The organism is Antrihabitans cavernicola (assembly GCF_008297975.1).
GTDB lineage: Bacteria > Actinomycetota > Actinomycetes > Mycobacteriales > Mycobacteriaceae > Antrihabitans > Antrihabitans cavernicola.
In genome coordinates this window covers 25,280-43,808 of the sequence record NZ_VLNY01000020.1, presented here as the reverse complement: position 1 = coordinate 43,808, position 18,529 = coordinate 25,280, and the positions used below count along the sequence as shown (strand labels likewise).

At 64.2% G+C, this 18,529-nt stretch carries 12 protein-coding genes; 2 read left to right on the top strand and 10 right to left on the bottom strand.

What is annotated here, in order from left to right:
* Positions 1-254: 254 nt before the first annotated feature.
* On the top strand, positions 255-8,177 hold the full coding sequence (locus tag FOY51_RS24700) for a non-ribosomal peptide synthetase (protein WP_187776457.1): 7,923 nt from the start codon (positions 255-257) through the stop codon (positions 8,175-8,177).
* A 12-nt stretch (positions 8,178-8,189) separates the two neighbouring features.
* On the opposite strand, the gene FOY51_RS24695 is transcribed toward FOY51_RS24700, so the two are convergent.
* The 3 genes from FOY51_RS24695 to FOY51_RS24685 form a co-directional block, all read right to left on the bottom strand.
* Positions 8,190-9,224, bottom strand: a complete 1,035-nt coding sequence (locus FOY51_RS24695; RefSeq protein WP_187776458.1) for an alpha/beta hydrolase — start codon at positions 9,222-9,224, stop codon at positions 8,190-8,192.
* Positions 9,225-9,320: 96 nt separating this feature from the next.
* Positions 9,321-10,610 (bottom strand): serine hydrolase domain-containing protein, encoded by a 1,290-nt coding sequence (locus FOY51_RS24690; protein ID WP_149432932.1) that lies wholly within the window; start codon positions 10,608-10,610, stop codon positions 9,321-9,323.
* 80 nt (positions 10,611-10,690) lie between these two features.
* Positions 10,691-11,179 (bottom strand): FBP domain-containing protein, encoded by a 489-nt coding sequence (locus FOY51_RS24685; RefSeq protein ID WP_149432931.1) that lies wholly within the window; start codon positions 11,177-11,179, stop codon positions 10,691-10,693.
* Positions 11,180-11,292: 113 nt separating this feature from the next.
* Between FOY51_RS24685 and FOY51_RS24680 the strand changes: the two genes are divergently transcribed.
* Positions 11,293-11,535 carry a hypothetical protein gene (locus FOY51_RS24680; protein WP_149432930.1) on the top strand — a complete coding sequence of 81 codons (243 nt, stop codon included), beginning with the start codon at positions 11,293-11,295 and terminating at the stop codon, positions 11,533-11,535.
* A gap of 88 nt (positions 11,536-11,623) precedes the next feature.
* Here the strand turns inward: FOY51_RS24680 and FOY51_RS24675 are convergent, their stop codons facing one another.
* From FOY51_RS24675 to FOY51_RS24645, 7 genes are all read right to left on the bottom strand, one after another.
* Positions 11,624-12,058 carry a DUF6069 family protein gene (locus FOY51_RS24675; RefSeq protein WP_149432929.1) on the bottom strand — a complete coding sequence of 145 codons (435 nt, stop codon included), beginning with the start codon at positions 12,056-12,058 and terminating at the stop codon, positions 11,624-11,626.
* Positions 12,059-12,092: 34 nt separating this feature from the next.
* A complete protein-coding gene (locus tag FOY51_RS24670; RefSeq protein WP_149432928.1) occupies positions 12,093-12,644 on the bottom strand; it encodes a dihydrofolate reductase family protein in 552 nt (183 codons plus the stop codon).
* A 107-nt stretch (positions 12,645-12,751) separates the two neighbouring features.
* On the bottom strand, positions 12,752-13,459 hold the full coding sequence (locus FOY51_RS24665; RefSeq protein WP_149432927.1) for an SRPBCC family protein: 708 nt from the start codon (positions 13,457-13,459) through the stop codon (positions 12,752-12,754).
* Positions 13,460-13,463: 4 nt separating this feature from the next.
* The gene (locus tag FOY51_RS24660; RefSeq protein WP_187776456.1) at positions 13,464-14,045 is read right to left on the bottom strand and encodes an ArsR/SmtB family transcription factor; all 582 of its coding nucleotides are present in this window, start codon (positions 14,043-14,045) and stop codon (positions 13,464-13,466) included.
* Positions 14,046-14,098: 53 nt separating this feature from the next.
* Positions 14,099-14,980 (bottom strand): RluA family pseudouridine synthase, encoded by an 882-nt coding sequence (locus tag FOY51_RS24655; protein WP_235916720.1) that lies wholly within the window; start codon positions 14,978-14,980, stop codon positions 14,099-14,101.
* 3 nt (positions 14,981-14,983) lie between these two features.
* A complete protein-coding gene (locus FOY51_RS24650; RefSeq protein ID WP_235916719.1) occupies positions 14,984-16,228 on the bottom strand; it encodes a 1-acylglycerol-3-phosphate O-acyltransferase in 1,245 nt (414 codons plus the stop codon).
* On the bottom strand, positions 16,188-18,500 hold the full coding sequence (locus FOY51_RS24645; RefSeq protein WP_149432926.1) for a glycerol-3-phosphate 1-O-acyltransferase: 2,313 nt from the start codon (positions 18,498-18,500) through the stop codon (positions 16,188-16,190). The genes FOY51_RS24650 and FOY51_RS24645 overlap by 41 nt, the downstream gene beginning before the upstream one ends.
* Positions 18,501-18,529: the final 29 nt, after the last annotated feature.

Genomic DNA, 18,529 nt, shown 5'->3' with positions numbered 1-18,529 from the left:
GAGATCACTGGAATTCGCACGACCATTTCGCTAAATGTCCGATCTCCCTTGTGCTGCCCACGTTTTTTGGGGCTGTATCCGACTCGAAGTCCCAATTAGCTTGGTAACAAGCCGAAATGGCCATGCGGTTGTGGACGGTCGTCCAACCGGTCGTCGGTATAGTCGAAGGTGGATGCATCGCTGGGGGCGCGATGCATTTGCCACGAAACGGACACACCTTTCGCGAATATGTCGATTATGTGAGGGGGCACTCGATGGGGCCGGATCTATCGGCAGCAAAGGGCGTTCCTGGCAACATTTTTCCGTTGTCCGCGGCGCAACAGGGAGTCTGGTACGCCGAGCACCTGACGGACGAATTCCCGATCAACGTCGCGCAGTACGTGGAAATCCGTGGCGAACTCGATCTCGACACGTTCACCGATGCCTGTCTTGCGGCCGCCCGCGAGATGGGAACGGGATACCTGCGGCTTACCGAGATCGACGGCACGCCGTATCAGTGGGTCGACGACGAGATGGTGCAAGTCGTCGAGCGGCTGGATTTCACCACCTCCGACAACGACCCAGCTATCGCTGCACTCGAGTGGATGCGCGCCGACTACCTGAAGCCGCTCGACCTCACCCGAGATGGGCTCGCCGTGATGGCGATCCTGAAAATCGGCGTCGATCACTACTACTGGTACGGGCGGATGCACCACATCGCCATCGACGGTTATGCCGGGTTGACGCTGACCACCCGCACCGCGCATCGCTACGAAGCGGCGCTGGCCGGCCGCGAACCCGATGTGTTTCGAGGCCTGCCCCTGCGTGATCTCAACGAGGCCGAACAGAAGTATCGGGCGTCGAGCCGGTTCGAGACGGATGCTCGATATTGGGCCGAGCAGACCGCTGACCTGCCGGTAGTGGTCAACCTCTCGGGTCGCAGCGGGGGTCCCGCCCCGTATAACAGGCTTGCCGAGGGCGAACTGCCGGACACCGTGGCAGCCGACCTGGCGTTGGTGGCCAAGCAACTCGAAGTCAGTCCTGCTCAGGTGCTCCTTGCGGCTATCGGGGTGTTCCTGACCAAGATGACCGGCACCGATTCCACCATGGTCACGCTGCCGGTCACCGGCCGAACGACCATGGCGTTGAAGCGCTCGGGTGGCATGGTCGCGAACACCGTGCCGATCGTGCTGCGGTGTGGTCCCGGCGTGAGCGTCAGCGATCTGATCGCCCGTACCTCCCTCGACATCACCGGAGCGCTGCGCCACCAGCGATACCGGTACGAAGACATTCGTCGCGACGCCGGTCTCGCGGATCCGCACACCGGTTCGTTCGGACCGTCGGTCAACATGATGTTCTTCGATACCGAGATCAAGTTCGGCGACTCCATCGGGCGCTACAACATCCTCACCTCGGGCGCTCTCGACGACCTGCGGATCAACCTGTATCAAAGCGGCCCCGACGCGCCTATTTCCGTCGACTTCCACGGCAATCCCAACAACTACGACGAGGCGGAGCTCACCGGATACCGGTCGCGCTTCCTGCTGCTGCTCGAGCGCTTTCTCACCGTCGCGACCACAACCGAGGTGGCATCGCTCGATGTACTCACAGAGTGCGAGCGCGCCGAGCTTGTCGCACGCGTCGACGTCGCCGATACGCCGGTCGAGTTGCTTCCGGACCTGCTGACGACGTTCACCGACGCGGCTGCGCTCGCCGTCACGGCGGCTGATCGGACCATGACGTACGGCGAACTCGACGAGCGATCGTCACAGCTGGCTCGCACGCTGATCGATCGAGGGGTCGGCGCCGAGGACGTGGTCGCGGTGGCGATACCGCGCTCGATCGAATCGGTGCTCGCGGTCTGGGCGGTGGCGAAAACCGGTGCCGCGTTTGCCCCGATCGACCCGAACTACCCGGCCGAGCGGATCGCGCACATGGTCTCCGATTCGGGTGCGAGGACGGGCCTGACGGTCGGTGCGTCGATGGACGCGTTGCCGACGGACATCCACTGGCTGCCGATCGACCGCACCGATGTCTCGCAGCACAGCTCGGCGCCGGTGTCCGATGCCGATCGGGTTCGTCGCGTGCGGCCCGAGCATGCCGCGTATCTGATCTACACCTCCGGTTCGACGGGCCTGCCGAAGGGTGTCGTCGTCACCCATCGAGGCCTTGCCGGTCTGGCAGATGCGGAGCGCGTCGAATTCGGTGTCGTCCCCGATTCCCGTGTCGCGCATGTGTGCTCGCCCAGCTTCGATGTCTCGATTCTCGAGATGCTGGTGACGTTCACGGCCGGTGCGACGCTGGTCGTCGTCCCGCCCCCCGTCTTCGGTGGCGCCGAACTGTCCGATCTGCTGCGGCGCGAGCATGTTTCGCACCTGATCATCACGCCGGGCGCCCTGTCGACAGTCGACCCCGCCGGCTTGCACGAGCTCGAGGTGGTGGTCGGCGCCGGTGAGGCGATCAGTCCCGTACTCGTGCAGCAGTGGGGGACCGGAAGACGCTTCTTCAACGGCTACGGGCCTACCGAGGCAACCATTCTCGCGACCACAACCGCATTGACGCCTGGAACGCCGGTCACCATCGGTGACGCGGTGCCCGGTGTCGGCGCCGTCGTTCTCGATCGTCGGCTGAAGCCGGTGCCCGTCGGGGTCGCGGGGGAGCTCTACCTCGCCGGCCCGCAACTGGCGCGCGGCTATCACGCACGATCGGCGACGACCGCCGATCGCTTCGTCGCCAGTCCGTTCGTAGCCGGACAGCGGATGTACCGGACCGGAGATGTTGTGCGCCTTCGGCAAACGGGCGAACTCGAATACTCCGGGCGCAACGATTTCCAACTCAAGATCCGCGGGTTCCGTGTCGAACTGGGCGAGATCGATGCCGCACTCGTCGAACACCCGCAGGTGGAGTCGGCCGTCACCGTCGGCAATGCGAATACCGCAGGTGCTGTGACGCTGGTGTCCTACATCGTCGGTGCAGCAATCGATGTGGACCGCCTGGCCGACGCGCTTGCGAAAACTCTTCCCGCGCACATGGTTCCGACAACCATCATGGTGCTGGCGCAGCTGCCTTTGACGCCGGTCGGGAAAATCGATCGCTCGGCGTTGCCCGAACCGGAACGGCAAGCACGCACGTACCGCGCACCTGCGACGCCCTTGGAAGAGATCGTGGCAGGCGTGTATGCCGATGTCCTGCAGCATGATCGGGTTGGCCGCGACGACCACTTCTTCGAGCTGGGCGGCGATTCGCTGTCGGCGACTCACGTGGTGTCGAGACTGGGCGCGGCTCTCGACACGCGCATCAGCGTGCGTGAACTGTTCGACGCGCCGACAGTGTCGGCGATCGCAGCACGAGCGGGTACCCACGCGGGAACCGGCGCCCCGCCCGCACTTGTCGCCCGCGAACGACCGGCTCGGATCCCGCTGTCCTCCGCGCAGCAGCGAATGTGGCTGGTCAACCAGTTCGACCCGGCGTCCGCGGCATACAACGTGCCAGGCATCGTGCGGCTCACCGGGCCACTCGACCTCGCCGCACTTGCCACGGCGTTCGCGGATGTCCTCGGCAGGCACGAGTCGCTACGTACCGTGTTTCCGGCGGACGGTGGACTGCCGCATCAGGTGATCGGATCGGTCGCGGACGCGCTCGTCGACGTGGACCTGTCCCCGCAGGCGGTCGATGCAGGCGAGATCGACAGTCGCATAGGCGTATTCGCCGGCAAAGGCTTCGACGTGGCCGCCGCGATTCCGCTCAGGGTACGGCTCCTGCAGGTCGATCCGCACACCCATGTGCTGGTGGTCGTGCTGCATCACATCTGTTCCGACGGCGAATCGACCGGGCCGTTGCTGCGCGATGTGATCGGCGCCTACGACACTCGGGTGCGCGGTGTGGAACCCGGCGGCAGTCGGCTCGCGATGCAATACGCGGACTACACCCTGTGGCAGCACGAGGTGCTCGGCGACCCCGACGATCCGGAATCTGTTTTCGCCCACCAGATCGACTACTGGCGAACCGCATTGCACGGCGTCCCCGAACTGCTGCCACTCGCGACCGACCGACCGCGACCGTCCGAAGCGTCAGGTCGTGGCGCGACTGTGCCGTTCACGATCTCTGCCGACCTCAACGAGCGGCTGAAGCAGACGGCACAGGCACACAACGTCACGGTGTTCATGGTGGTCCACGCCGCGCTCGCGGCCCTTCTCGCCCGGGTGAGCGGTACCTCCGACGTCGCGGTCGGAACTCCGGTCGCCGGGCGCGGTGCCGCCGAGTTGGACGACATGGTCGGGATGTTCGTCAACACCGTCGCGTTGCGTACCGGTATCGAGCTCGGCGAGGCATTCGCCGACCTGCTGGTGCGAGTACGCGAGGCCGATCTCGAGGCGTTCGACAATGCCGACGTCCCGTTCGAGCACGTGGTGGAGGTGTGCAATCCCGCTCGTACGTCGTCGTATTCGCCGATCGTCCAGGTCGCTCTCGCCTACGAGGGCTACACCGAACGCAAGGCCGCGGCGAGCGGTGTGGAGTTCGAACTGCTCGATCCGCCGTCGTCGGCAACCAAATTCGATCTTCTGGTCACCCTGACCGAGCTGGGTGCTCCCGCATCGACCGCTACCGGCCTTCGTGCCGAGCTCGGTTATGCCACAGACCTGTTCGACGCGGACACGGTAGAGCTGTTCGCGCACAGGTTTCTTCGCGTCCTGGATGCTGTGACCGCTGACGCGACGGTGATGGTCGGTGATGTCGAACTGCTCTGTCCCGCAGAGCTCGCCGCGCTCACGCCGGTGCGTGGTCGCGCGGGCGCAGAACCCGTGGTGTTGTCGCGACTGCTTGCCGACGCAACGGCCGACCCGGCTGCGGCCGCCGTGGTGCTCGGCGGGACCAGCCTGACGTACGGCGAGTTGGACCGACGCTCCAACAGCCTGGCGCGGATATTGGTCGAGCGTGGTGCGCGGCCGGAACAGCTTGTCGCGCTGTGCCTTCCGCGCAGCATCGACCTGGTGATCGCAGTCTGGGCGGTCGCGAAGACGGGTGCGGCGTGGCTGCCGATCGACGCAACTCATCCGGTCGAACGCATAGCCCACCTGCTGACCGATTCCGCTGCCACTCTCGGCGTCACCTTGTCGGAACATCGCGGCGTGCTCGGTGGTTCGGCGAACTGGGTGGAGCTCGACGACGGCGCCACCATCGCCGAGCTCGCCTTCCGCTCCGACGAGCCGATCGGAGCCGGCGAACTGCAGGCGACGACAACCCCCGACAACGCCGCGTACGTGATCTACACGTCTGGGTCGACGGGCAAGCCGAAGGGTGTCACGGTCACCCATCGCGGTCTTGCGAACTTTGCCGCCGAGCAGCGTGAACGCTATGGCGTGCAGCCTGATTCGCGGGTCTTGCAGTTCGCGTCGCCGAGCTTCGACGCTTGGGTACTCGAGTTCCTGCTCGCCGTCGGTGCGGGAGCCACGATGGTCGTCACACCGCCCGGATTGCTCGGCGGCGACGACCTCGCCGATCTGCTCACGTCCGAGCGCATCACGCATGCCTTCCTGACGCCGACCGTGCTGTCGTCACTGCAACCGGCCGCCCTCGACTTCCCGCACACGCTGGTCGCCGGAGGCGAGGAACTGCCGACCGATCTGGCGGGGGAGTGGGCTATCGGTCGCCGGCTCCACAACGGCTACGGACCGACCGAGACCACCATCATGGTGTGCATCAGCGATCCGATCGATTCCGCCGAGCGGGTGACGATCGGAGGCCCGATCCGCGGTACGTCCGCGGTGGTACTCGATTCCAGGTTGCGGCCCGTCCCGACCGGTGCGATCGGCGAGTTGTACATCGCCGGTCTCGGTTGTGCGCGAGGCTATCTGGGGAAGGCGGCGCTGACCGCGTCGCGGTTCGTGGCGGACCCGTTCGGAGGAGCCGGTGGTCAGCTGTATCGGACCGGCGACTTGGTGCGATGGACCAAGGATCTGACACTCGAATACGTCGGCCGGTCCGACTTCCAGGTGAAGGTACGCGGCTTCCGGATCGAACTCGGTGAGATCGACGCCGCATTGCGCACCCACAGCGACGTGGCATTTGCGGTCACCGTTGCCCGTGATACTCCCGCGGGCGATTCGGCCCTCGTGTCGTACGTGTCCGCCTCGGCGTCGAGCACTCTCGATTCCGCAGCGGTCACCGATCATCTCCGGAGCCTGCTGCCCGCGTACATGGTTCCGACGAAAGTGGTTGAACTGGAAGAGATTCCGCTCAATCCGGTAGGGAAGCTCGATCGGACGGCGCTGCCGGACCCGGGATTCGGATCCGATCTCGCGTTCGTCGTTCCGCGCAGCTCGGACGAGCACATCATCGCCGGAGTGTTCGCCGATGTGCTCGGGGTCGAGCGGGTGAGCGTGCTCGACGGCTTCTTCGAACTTGGCGGCAACTCGCTTTCGGCGACTCAGGTGGTCGCCCGTCTGGGCGTCGCGTTCGGTCGACGAGTCGAAGTACGCGAACTGTTCGCGGCGGGCACGGTTGCGGCACTGGCCGAGCGAATCGCCGACACCCCGGTATCCGACGTGGCGCCCCTCGTTCACGTCGCGGACCGGCCGTTGGAGATCCCACTGTCGTTCGCGCAGGCGGGAATGTGGACGATCAATCAGGCCGACCCGGAATCGTCGTCGTACAACATCTCCTTCGCACTTCGATTGACCGGCGAACTCGATGTGTCCGTGCTTCGCGATGCGCTGGCCGATGTGGTGCAACGGCACGAGGCGTTGCGCACGGTCTACCCGCTTGGCGATTCCGGGCCGCATCAGGTGGTGCTGAGCGCAGGCGACGCGTTGTCCGGCGTCACGCTCGATCCGATCGCAGTCGATTCGGCCGCACTCGACCAGCGGATCGCGACCTGCGGCGCCCGGGGTTTCGACGTCACCATCGACTCGCCGATCCGCGCCGAGTTGTATCGACTCACTGCGGATGACCACGTCTTGTCGGTTGTGCTGCAGCATATTTCGGCCGACGGATATTCGATGGCACCCCTCTCGCGCTCCCTGTTCGTCGCATACGCCGCACGGCTGGCAGGTTATGCGCCGCAGTGGCAGCCGCTACCTGTTCAGTACGTGGATTACGCACTGTGGCAAAAGGATGCACTCGGACACGGCGGTCCTGGCTCCGCTCTCGATCGTCAGGTCGGATATTGGCGAGAGGCTCTCGCCGGCGCGCCCGGCGTGCTGGAGCTGCCGACGGACCGACCGCGACTGCACGCCAGGTCGTCCGACGGCGACACGGTCCGCTTCACCATCTCCACCGACCTGCAACGATCGCTGAATGCGCTGGCACGAAGCCAGAACTCTACGTTGTTCATGGTGTTTCACGCCGCGTTCTCGGTGCTGCTGGCCAGGTTGAGCGGTAGTGCCGACATCGTCGTCGGTGCACCCGTTGCAGGGCGGGGTCATGCCGATCTGGACGACGCGGTTGGCATGTTCGTGAACACGTTGGTGCTTCGAACGCGAGTGGACGGCGGAGCGTCGTTCCGCGATGTCGTTGCCGCCGCGCGCGCGGCCGACCTGGCGGCGTTCGCGAACGCGGACGTGCCGTTCGAAATGCTGGTGCAGCAGCTGAATCCGCCGCGGTCGCCTGCGTACTCACCGTTTTTTCAGGTCATTCTCGCCCTGCAGAACACGCAGCGGCCGGAGCTGCAGCTGCCCGGTCTCACCGTCTCGCAGATGGACGTGGCAGCCGTAGCCGCGCAGGTCGATCTACAGCTGACCTTGAACGAACAGTTCGATGATCACGATGTGCCTGGGCAGATCGATGCCGAGTTCGTCTATGCGACTGCACTGTTCGATCGCTCTACGGTCGAAAACTTTGCGGGCAGGTTCGTCCGCGTGCTCGAGTCGGTGGTCGACGACGTCGACGTGCCGGTCGGTGACATCGACATTCTGAGCAGCGCCGAGCGTGCCGAGATGGGGTTCGACACTGCTCCGGACCCAGGCTCGCCGACGGACATCGCAGCACTGGCCGTGCAGCAGCCCGATGCGATCGCGATCGATCTGCACGGCCACCGCATCACCTATGCGGAGCTGAACGAGCGGACCGAGGCTCTCGCCGCATCGTTGGCGGCAACGGGCGTGACCGGTGCGGCTGCCTTGACGATGGCGCTGCTGTCGCTGGTCCCCGAACTCGGCGACGATCCGGCCGAGCTGGCCTCGGCGATGCAATCGCTCTGATCGGTTCGAGCGTCAGGAACCGATGGCCGAACCGAGTACCGGCCACGAGTTGTGCAGCGCGTCTTGCCAATAGCCCCATGAGTGGGTTCCGGGTGGGAAGCTGAAGGTCGCCGGTATGCCCAACGAATCCAGTCGTCCGGCGAGGCGGTGGGTGCACTCGTTCGTCGCGGCTTCGATGACGCCGCCCACTCCGATCTGCACACCCAGCTGTCGCAATTGTCCGTCGACCGATGGATCGTTCAGCGTGTCGTGTGGTCCGGGCAGGCCGTTCCCGCTGGAGATGAACAGCGCCTTGCCGCGAAGTTTGTCGGCGTGCACGTACGGATCGTTCGCTACCCAGCCCGGGCTGCCGTACGGGCCCCACATGTTGGTGGGATTGCCGCCCGACGGTATGACCGTCGTCGAAACGTACGCAGCCCCGATGGGTGAGCTGGTATCCGCGCAACCACTGAACGCGCCGACACTCTGATACAGGTTCGGGGCTGCTTCGGCGAGCGCAAGGACGGACGTTCCGGACATGGACAGTCCGGCGATTGCATTCTTGCCCGTCGTACCCAGCGCCGAATCGACAATGGCGGGAAGCTCTTCGGTGAGATACGTCTTCCACTTGTTCCTGCCGAGAACCGGATCGTCGTGCTGCCAGTCGGTGTAATAGCTGAACTCGCCGCCGATGGGCAGAACGACGTTGACGTTCTTGTCGGCGAAGAACGGCACGATATCGGTCTGGGTCCGCCACGTCACGGTCGATTCGCCGCCGTTGCCGCCGTCGAGCAGATACAGCGTCGGTCGAGGCGCGCTGGTGTCCTTCGGCAGAAGGACCACCTGCTGGAACACCTTGTTCATCGCCGCGGAGTAGACATAGAGGTCGATCCGTCGGTCGTCGACTCGCTCGATGTGATCGAGATGCGAGCCGTCCGTGGATGCCGTTGCGCGGGAGACGATATGGGCAATCCCGTCATCGGCCGTCGCGGTTGCCTGGCCACCGAGAAGAATCGTTGCCATTGCAGCACAAACCAACGCCGTTTTCGACCAACGCATGAACACCATCCCCATCCCTCCGATGGTGCCTGGTGGCACCACGGCGGTCGATTCCCCACTTCCGCGGGCTTGACATCGCAGCCGATCACTCGTGTCGACGAGAATCTAGCGCGGTGATCCGGTCTTCGGTGCCGAAGCCCCGATGCGTGCCGGCACTCCAAGCCAGCTGAATACCTCGGGATAGATTACGGGCTTGCCGCTGGTGATCAAACCGACGGACAGTTCCCGGTCCGGGTCGGCCCACCCCAGGATGTTCGTATATCCCAAATGTCCGAAGGTGCTCATGGTGTCGGGACCGAACAGGCTGAAGTGTTTGCCGCCCAGCATGAATCCGTAGCTGTAGCGCACCGGGAATGCGAGCGTGAAGTCCACTTCGAGGAACGACTGCTCGGAAATCGCACGTCGGATGGTGCGCGGTTCGAATATCCGGACGCCGTCCAATTCGCCGCCTGCACGCAGTAATTCGAAGAAACGCGACAATTCGTTTGCCGTGGTGACGACGCTGCCCGCGGGAAGAATGCTGGTGAGGAAGCGGGGATCGTTGCTCATCTCCACCGCCTGGCTGGTCGAAACGCCCAGCAGGCGGTTCACCATCGTCGAGACCGGAGGAAGCGCCGGTGGACCGGTGACGTAATTGGTGGCGACCTTGCCGACATCGTCGAGCGAAACGCCGTAGTTGGTCCAGCGGAATCCCAGTGGCGACAGGATTTCCGAGCCCAGATAGTCCCGAATGTTCTTGTCTGTCACCCGGTGCACGATCTCACCGAGGATCGACCCGCCGCTCAGCGCGTGATAGGCCTGCAGTTTGCCCGCTCGGCTGATGGGCTTGGCGTCGCACAAGGCTTGGAGGATCCGTTCGCGATCGTGTAGCGCGTCGAGGGTCATCAGTTCGGGCGGATGGATCGGCATGCCCGCGCGATGGGCGAGCACCTGCCCGATCGTGATGAATTCCTTGCCGTTCTTGGCGAATTCCGGAATGTATTCGGCCACGCGATCGCCGATGTGGATTTGGCCGCGCTGGTCGAGCAGATGGACGACCGACGCTGTGACGGCCTTCGATGCCGAGTAAGCGAGGAACGGTGTTTCCGTTGTGGCCAAGACCTTTTCGTCATCGGGTTTGTCCCGCGGGCCGTTGCCATGGGCGTGACCGATGCTTCGATCGAGTACCACCTGACCCCTGCGACGAACGCAGACCTGGATCGCGCGGTGCGCTCCGCCGCGATAGAGGTCGACGACGCCGTTCCAGATGTGTTCGATCTTGTCGACCGTCATCCCGACCGATCTCGGGTCCACCTCGGCAGCACGAGAGATCACGGATTCCACGTCGGACGGGATACGTGCCCGTCGAAGTGGATCGGGCACCAGGGGTAGTCGTGGTACCCGCGGGAGGCGCATTGGCTGATCTTAGTCGGTGGCCGATGGGAGTATCGCGGGTCGTGCTTCTTCGTGTGATCTATCGACCCCGACGAGGTCGATCAGCTGTAAACCCGCCCGATGAACGCATCCAAGTTGGTGCGTACGCGCTCGATTCGGTCCTCGGGGCTCGAATCCTCGCGGTACTGGTTGCCCAACGCGGGGGTCTTCTTCCGGCGGGCGTAAAGGGAGCACGCGAGATCGGTGCAGATGTAGGTACCGACCGTATTTCCCCGCCGACCGGAATCGCCGGTCTTGCGGGCCGTCATGAGTTCGACGGCCCCTCCTGCGTGTGTGGTCAGACAGATCGTGCACATCTGCGACTTGCGCGATCCACCGAGCTCATATTTCAGCGCGATGCCGACCAGGCGATCGTCCTGCGGCGTGACGATGTAGCAGCGACCGCGAAACGACGGGTCGCTCCAGCCGAGGAAGTCGAGGTCGTCCCACGGCTGATCGTCGAGGTCCTTGGGTACGGGTAGGCGTTTGGCGTCGCCTTTGGAGCAGTTGATGAACGACGACCGAATATCGCGCTCGTTGATGGGTTCCATAAGGATCACGACGGTACGGACGTTCGTTGCTCTGGGCAACGTGTTTTCCGTTCGTGTCGGTGCCCCGTGGCAGTGTCCGGGTCGACAGAGGCGAACAGAAAGGGCCGATCCGAATGGGCGCAACAATTCACTACCTGGTTCCGCGTGATGCCAGGCGCCCACCGATCGACGGTTTCACCATTCGGCTCGCAGGCGGCGTTCGCTGGGAAATGCGCAATCGCGATGCCTATGGCGGCAGCTACGTCGTCCACTCGTGGTGCAAGTGCGACTGGGACGACGCGATCGAACACTGCTACCGACTCAACGGCTACCCGCCGGAGACAGCGCTGGTCGAGGTTGCGGGGTCGTGGCGGTGAGGTTCGAGCACACATGACGAAAGGTTGCATTTCCTCCCGGTATCCGGGAGAAAATGCAACCAATTAGCTTGTGACTCTGTGAGATTCGTCAGGCAGTCTTGTTGCGGATGGCCTGGAGGCCGAGCACCACAGTTGCCGCGACCACGATGTGCATGAGGCTGAGAGATACGGTGCTCACGCCGTCGAAGTCGGAACCAATGGTCATCGCGATCGTTGCGATCGGCAGGATCGCACCGATCACCTGCGCCACCCGGATGATCGAGCCCCACCGCAGGGAGAGCAAAGCGGCTGCCGTCATGCCGACGACAATCGGAATGACCGTCATCACGATGACGCCGACCGGTGCGGCGGAGATGGGCCCCTTGACGTCGTCGGTGACCATGAAGTCGCCACCTGCGGCGAGCCCGATCAGCCAGATCGCCAGGTTGACGACGACCGCAACAAGTGCGGTGCCGATCACGGCGCGGACCCTGGTGACCTCGATGTTGTTGAAACGGCTGGTTGCGGCGGCGGCAGTGGTCATGACGATTCTCCTGAGTTGTTTGTTTGGGGGGAGGTCAGTTCTTGGGGGTGTAGCTGAGGATGATCAGGCCGGTGCTGTGGACATCGGTGCCGGCGAGTTCGAATTTGGTCTGCGGCGAATCGCGGTAGAACAGCTCCTCCTGGGTCGCCTTGCCGGAGATGACGGGATGGAGCCAGACGCGAAGTTCGTCGAGCAAGCCGTTCTCCACCAGCAGTCGAGATACCGAGCCGTATCCGTACTGCAGGATGTTCGCGCCCTCCTGCTCCTTGAGCTCGCGGACCTTTGCTGCGACGTCACCGTTGATGACGGTGGTGTTGTTCCAGGTGGGGTCGGTCAGGGTGGACGAGACGACGTACTTCTTGATGCTGTTCATGCGATCCGCGAAATCGTCCGCGCCTGCCCGGCTGGACCATGCTTCGGAGAAGCCGTCGTAGGTCTTGCGGCCCATGATCAGGGCGTCGGTGGCGGCGAGCTGGTCGGTGGCGGCCTTCATGGCCTCTTCGCCGAAGTAGTCGAAGTGCCAGTCGGCCATGTTGGACATGTCACCGTCGAGGGTGAGGTAGGTGGCGTTCACGATCTTGCGCATTTGTCGGTCCTTACTGTGTCTGTGGCTTGCGTGGTTGCTGGTGATGACTCTGCAGGGATGGCCTTACGGCTTGTTTACGGTCGCCTTCCGGTGCCGCCGAAACCTGGCTATGCGTAGACCGAATCGAGCCAGTTCTGCCAGTTCAGCGCGGCTTTCTGCTCGTCGATTCCCGGGGTGAAGTAGTGGTGTGCGGCGTCTACCGTGCCGCCGAAATAGTTGCGGCCGTAGAACCGGAACAGCGTTCCCTCGCTGCGAAGGCCCAGGAAATATCGATTGTTGTAGTCGACGACGGCATTTACCGACTCGTCGGGAAGCTCGATCCGGACTGCTGTTCCGTCCGGTGCGTCCGCAGCCAACCCCAGCGCGGCCTTCAGCGTGACCATGGCGTTCGGGACCGATGACGCCGCGGGGCCTCCCACTGAGACGTAGGTGACCGGTCGACCCGAGAAGTACTGCAGGTACTGACCGAGACTGTGCAGGTAGAAGTCCGTGTGCTTGGCTGCGCCATCGTATTGATTTTCCCAGTCGTCGACGAAGATTCCGCTGTGCACGTAGTGCAGCACGGCGGTTCCGCCGTCGCGCGATTCGATGATGTGCTCGAGCGCGTTCAGACCGCCGTCCGGGCCGGTGCCGCGGACCGCAACGTGGTGTGGCGGCTCCCATGCGGTGATCGTGTAACCCTCGGGCGCCTTACCTTCCCTCACCGGCGGCGTCGGAAAGTTCCATCCCGCGGTGCCGGTGGTGATGGCTGCGAAGACGTCCTCGGCACTGGCGGGCAGGACCAGCTCGTGCTCGATCTTGAATTCCTGCGACATAAGTTCAACCCTTCAAGCTCGGATGCAGCGCGACGACCAGTCGGTGCTTGCGGCCGCGCGCCGCGGTTTCGTTGTGGTACTTGCCGACCAGGTTCTTGACGGCATCGCCGAGCTCGGTTGCGAACGCCGCGCGGTCGGCGGCGGAGGCAAAACGAAGTTCGGTGTCGATGGCGTAAGTGGCAAGCGGTTTGCCCGCAGCGCCGGCGCCGGTGATGAGATCGCCGATGTCCTTGACCAGCCGGGCGGCGACGGCGAGCATCCACCGCGCGGACAGTTGGTCGGGCGCCCGGCGCGGGTCGGGGGCAACGGCGGACAGGGCGGTCGGGGAGATCACATACGACGCCGCAGTGGCCTGCAGCACGCGTTCGACCATGTTGCCCTTCTTCCGTTCCTCCACCAGCTCCACCAGCCCGTGCCGCTCCAGCGCCCGCAGGTGATAGTTCACCTTCTGCCTCGGCAGACCCACCTGGTTGGCAAGGCTGGTTGCCGAGCCCGGGTGAGTCAGTGCCGCAAGCAGATCGGCGCGTACGGGGTCGAGCGAGACCTCCGCCGCGGCGGGGTCGTTGATCACTGCGATGTCGTGCACGGGTCAAGCGTCACACCGAACAAAATATTTGTCAAGACAATAATTGCTGTCAATTAGACGACCAGTCGGCGATTGCTGACGAAACTCCGGTGCGCACCCGTGAGGGGGTCGTCGAACTCGATGGCGGCCGCGAGCAGTTGCAGCGGATCGGAGTAGTCGTCACCCGCGACGTCGTAGAACGTCGGGTAGAAATTGTCGCCGACGATCGGAACGCCCAACGAGCTCATGTGCAGCCGCAACTGATGCGTCTTTCCGGTATGCGGGAGCAGTCGGTAGCGGGCGCGATCACCGAGTTGCTCGATCAGTTCGATGCGCGTCTCGCTGTTCGGTTCGCCGTCGACTTCACGCGCCTGCAACACGCCGCGCTCCTTCACGATGCGGCTGCGAACAGTGCGGGGGAGGGCAAGTGCCGGATCGTATTTCGCGATCGCCTGGTATTCCTTGCGCACCGATCGATCGGCGAACATCATCTGATACGGCCGTCGAGCACCGGCGCGAACTGTGAAGATCAGCACGCCTGCGGTCAATCTGTCGAGGCGGTGCGCTGGGCTGAGCTCAGGCAGATCGAGTTCGCGGCGTAGTCGAACAAGGGCGGTCTCCACCACGTACGCGCCGCGCGGGGTGCTGGCGAGGAAGTGCGGCTTGTCGACGACCAGCAGATCGTCGTCGCGGTGCAGGATCTCGATCTGGAACGGCACCGGCTGCTCCACTGGAAGATCTCGATATAGATATACGAAACGGTGTGCACGGTAGGGGGTTTCGGCGGAGATGGGTTCGCCGCGATCGTCCACCACCTCGTGGCCCGCGACCTTCTCTCGGAGCCGGACGCTGTCGTGCGGAAAGCGGGCGAGCAAGTAGTCGAGCACGGTCGGCCAGCTGGTGTCGCCGGGTAGTCGTAGGCGAGTGGGGTTGATGCCGTCGCGAATAGGGAGCACCCGTCAGCTCTCGGGCCAATGGCTCAGCGTTTGCGCGAACAACTCGCGAACCTGTTCGACACGCTCGTCGAGCTCGTCGAGGGTCCAGTTGCTGACGTAGATGGGGTCGAGGACAGCCACGTCGACACGGCCCGCGCGAGCCGTTTTCGCATTCTTCCAGTACAGTTCGCCCGCATTGCGGATCACCACCGGAATGATCGGCACCTCGGCTTGGATCGCGATGTGGAAAGCGCCCTTCTTGAAAGGGCCGAGCGTGGGCGTCAGCGAGCGGGTGCCCTCCGGCGCTATGACGACGGAGAGTCCGCCGCGCAAGGTCGACACGACCGGTGCGAGCGCTTCCTTGGCCTTGGTCGTATTGGATCGATCGACAAACGTCGCACCTGCGAAGCGCAGCAACGGGCCGAACAGCGGGCTCGTTGCCAACTCCTTCTTGGTGATACCGGTGAACCCGTGGCGCAATACCTTCGCCAGCACGATCAGATCCAGCTCACTTTGATGATTGAAGATGAAGACGGCTGGCCGTGGCGATTCGGCATTGTGCGCACCCGTGACGGCGACGTCGATCTTTGCGAACTTCAGTGCGAAATCGCCTGCATGCGAGATCATTCCGTCGACGGAGCGCCTGCGATCCCGTACCCGCAGACCCTCGACACCGCCTGCCGCGACACCACCGAAGAAACCGGCAAGGCCGGCGGCCGTGCGGAAGACCTCTCGTGGCTTGGCGCGGCCTCGCTCTCGGAACACCACGAAGCGATTGCGGGCGTCGACGGGATTCACGGCGACACCGGTCCCGACGACAGCCAGCAGCTCCCTGTCCGAATGGGAGTAGCCGTAGCTCGACGGCAGATCCAGATTTCGCTCGGCGGCGAACTCGCGAACTGTGGCCGTGGTATCCGGTCGAGTCGAGAGTACGTGCTCGATACCCAGTGCGTCCGCGACGGGTGCGATCCGAAACTGCGGCACCGGTGATGCGATGACAATGGTGTGCCCCGCGGCCTCGTGCGCCCGAATCAATTGCCACACTTCGGGATAGAGAAACCCGGCGAGCTTCTTCGCGAAGTGTCTGCGAGCGCTCTCCGCGATCTCCGTATCGGACTGCCCGTCCTCGATCGACAGGGTGGACGATCCGTGGACGATGGTGTCGTCGAAGTCGAAGAACACCCCGACCGTGGGTCCGGTCGGGCCGCTGCGGACGCCCTCGACAGCCTCAGCGATATCCACCGGGAGCGTTCCTTCGGTTCGAGGCATCGAGCAACTCTGCCTTGGAGATTCGCTCACCGACTTCGCGGAGCTCTTCGGCGAACTCCGCTCGGCGCTGACCGAGGAGCTCGTCGCCAGGCCCCATCAGATTGCGATTGTTCGCGAGTTTCAGTGCGGTGGTGAAGAGTTCGGACGACACCGATTCCGGGCTGTGCAACCGCGCCTGCATCAACATCTGCTTGCCCACCGCAACACACTCGTCGAGCAGGGCATTCTTGTCCACCTCGACACTCGGATCGCGCAGCGCCAACCGCTCCGCGACCACCAGTTGTGCGTCGAAGAACGAGCGGAGAGCGCGATGCGCCATGAAGAACCCGGTCTCGGTCAGCTTCTCGAGTACTTCGTCGACACTCGGTGTCCGTGAGCGCCATTGGGGATCCACCAGCAGCATCTCTTCGGTCATCTCTTCTTCGAACTTCTCCCGCTCGGGGAAGAAGAACTCGAACTTCAGCAGGTCGCGCAACCGCTTCGCCTCGTCCCAACCCGCGCGAAGCGGATCGGTGAAGCCGCTCTCGGCCGCTCCGAGTATCGCGAGTTCCAGCAGTGCGCGGTTGACGAACCAGTGAATTGCGCTGTTGCGGTAGAAGGCTGCGACCAGGTGCTGCCCGGGCTCGATGGAGTAGACGGGTTCGTCACCGCCGGTGTACGCCGTGACCACCTTGGCGATCGCGAGGTCGTCGAGGACGCTCATCAGGCGCGTGCGATCGCCGAGAACGTCGATGTCGCCCTTCGGAATCTTGCGCTCGTCCATGTATTTCACGACCGGCGCGATCACCGCTTGAAGTTCAGGGAGCGTCAACGCGCGCTCGCTGACGCCGAGCAGTGCCAACGTCACCAACGCGTTGGCCGAGATCGGCGTGATCTTGTTTATCCCCACGGCCACCTCGAAGGCAACCCGCTGCACAGCGCGCCGTTCGCGCTCCTCGTTCGGCTCGGCGCCGAATACGTCCCCGTGCGCCTGGAGCCGATCCCGAGCCGACAGCGGTTCACCGAAACGCACGTACACCTGGCCGGCCGAATTCTGCTGGTTGCGCACGTAGCGCGCCATCCAGGCGAGGCCCTCCGGTTTCTTCTTGCCGCCCAACTGTTCGCTGGCGATGGCGCCGAGTTCGTGCAGTCGCTCGTAGGTGATGGACACCGGGACCAGCAGGGCGTCGTCGACACGACGCGAACGCACCGCTTCGGCAACGTAGTTCAGCAGCCCGTATCGGGGTGGGCGCAGCTTGCCGGTTCGCGACCGGCCGCCCTCGAAGTACCACTCCATGTTGAAGCGTTTGGTGAGCAGATAAGCGAAATACTCCTCGACGACGGCCTTGTAGATCTCGTCGTCGCCGAAACTGCGCCGGATGAACACCGCACCGGAACGCCGCGCGATCGGGCCGATCGGCCAGAAGCTCAGGTTCGCGCCGCCGATCAGATGGTTCGGTGGAAAGTCGTTGCGTGCCAACACATCGCCCAGTACGAACGGGTCGACGTAGGAGCGATGCGAGGGCAGGAAGATCAGCGGGTAGCGCCGGTTGTAGCCGCGCAACTCGGCGAGCCCGGTCTCGTCGGCGTGCACGGTCCACGCACGCTTGTGGAACGGCGACATCGCCTGGGTGAACAGGTCGGTCACCAGCCGACTCTGCACCGCGACCAGTTCGCGGAGTGCGGCTTCGGCGCGGTCGTAGGCCTCGTCGGAGGTGATTCCGGTTTGTGCGGCGATCTCGTCGAGCTCGCGTCGGAACGCCGGTGCGTCGAGAATCTCCTCGGCGACCAACCGCGGAACCTTGTACCGGTCGCCGATGACCGAGCGTTCCGAGCGTTCCAGCGCGACCACGGCGGTGCGATGGATGTAGCGGGCGAAGGTACGAGCACCGGGATCGCCTGCGGCAGCGACGTGCCGCTTCCGCAGTTCGCTGAGCAAGGCGGGCTCGCCGGTGAGAACGCGATGACGATCGGGGGCGTTGCGCACGATCCAGCGCTGCATCAATCGGTTCGGATTGCGCGGATTGCTCAGTGTCGCAAGGTCGGACACGTGGGCGCGTCGGGTGCCGTCACGCTCCGGGGGCAGCCACAGCACTCGGACAGGGACCACGAGCGGGTCGTCGGTGCGGCTGACGAGCTTTCCCGCAACGGTTTCGACGTCGAGGTCGATCTGCGTCGGCGTTCCGCGATGCTCGCTTCCCAGGCCCTCTTCCCGCAGCCAGCGCGTGATGATCTCGCGCTCCACCGGCGTCGACGCCTGTGCGAGTACGACGATGGGTTCCGTCTCGGTCATCTTGTCCCTTCACCCGTGCCCCGCTGGAT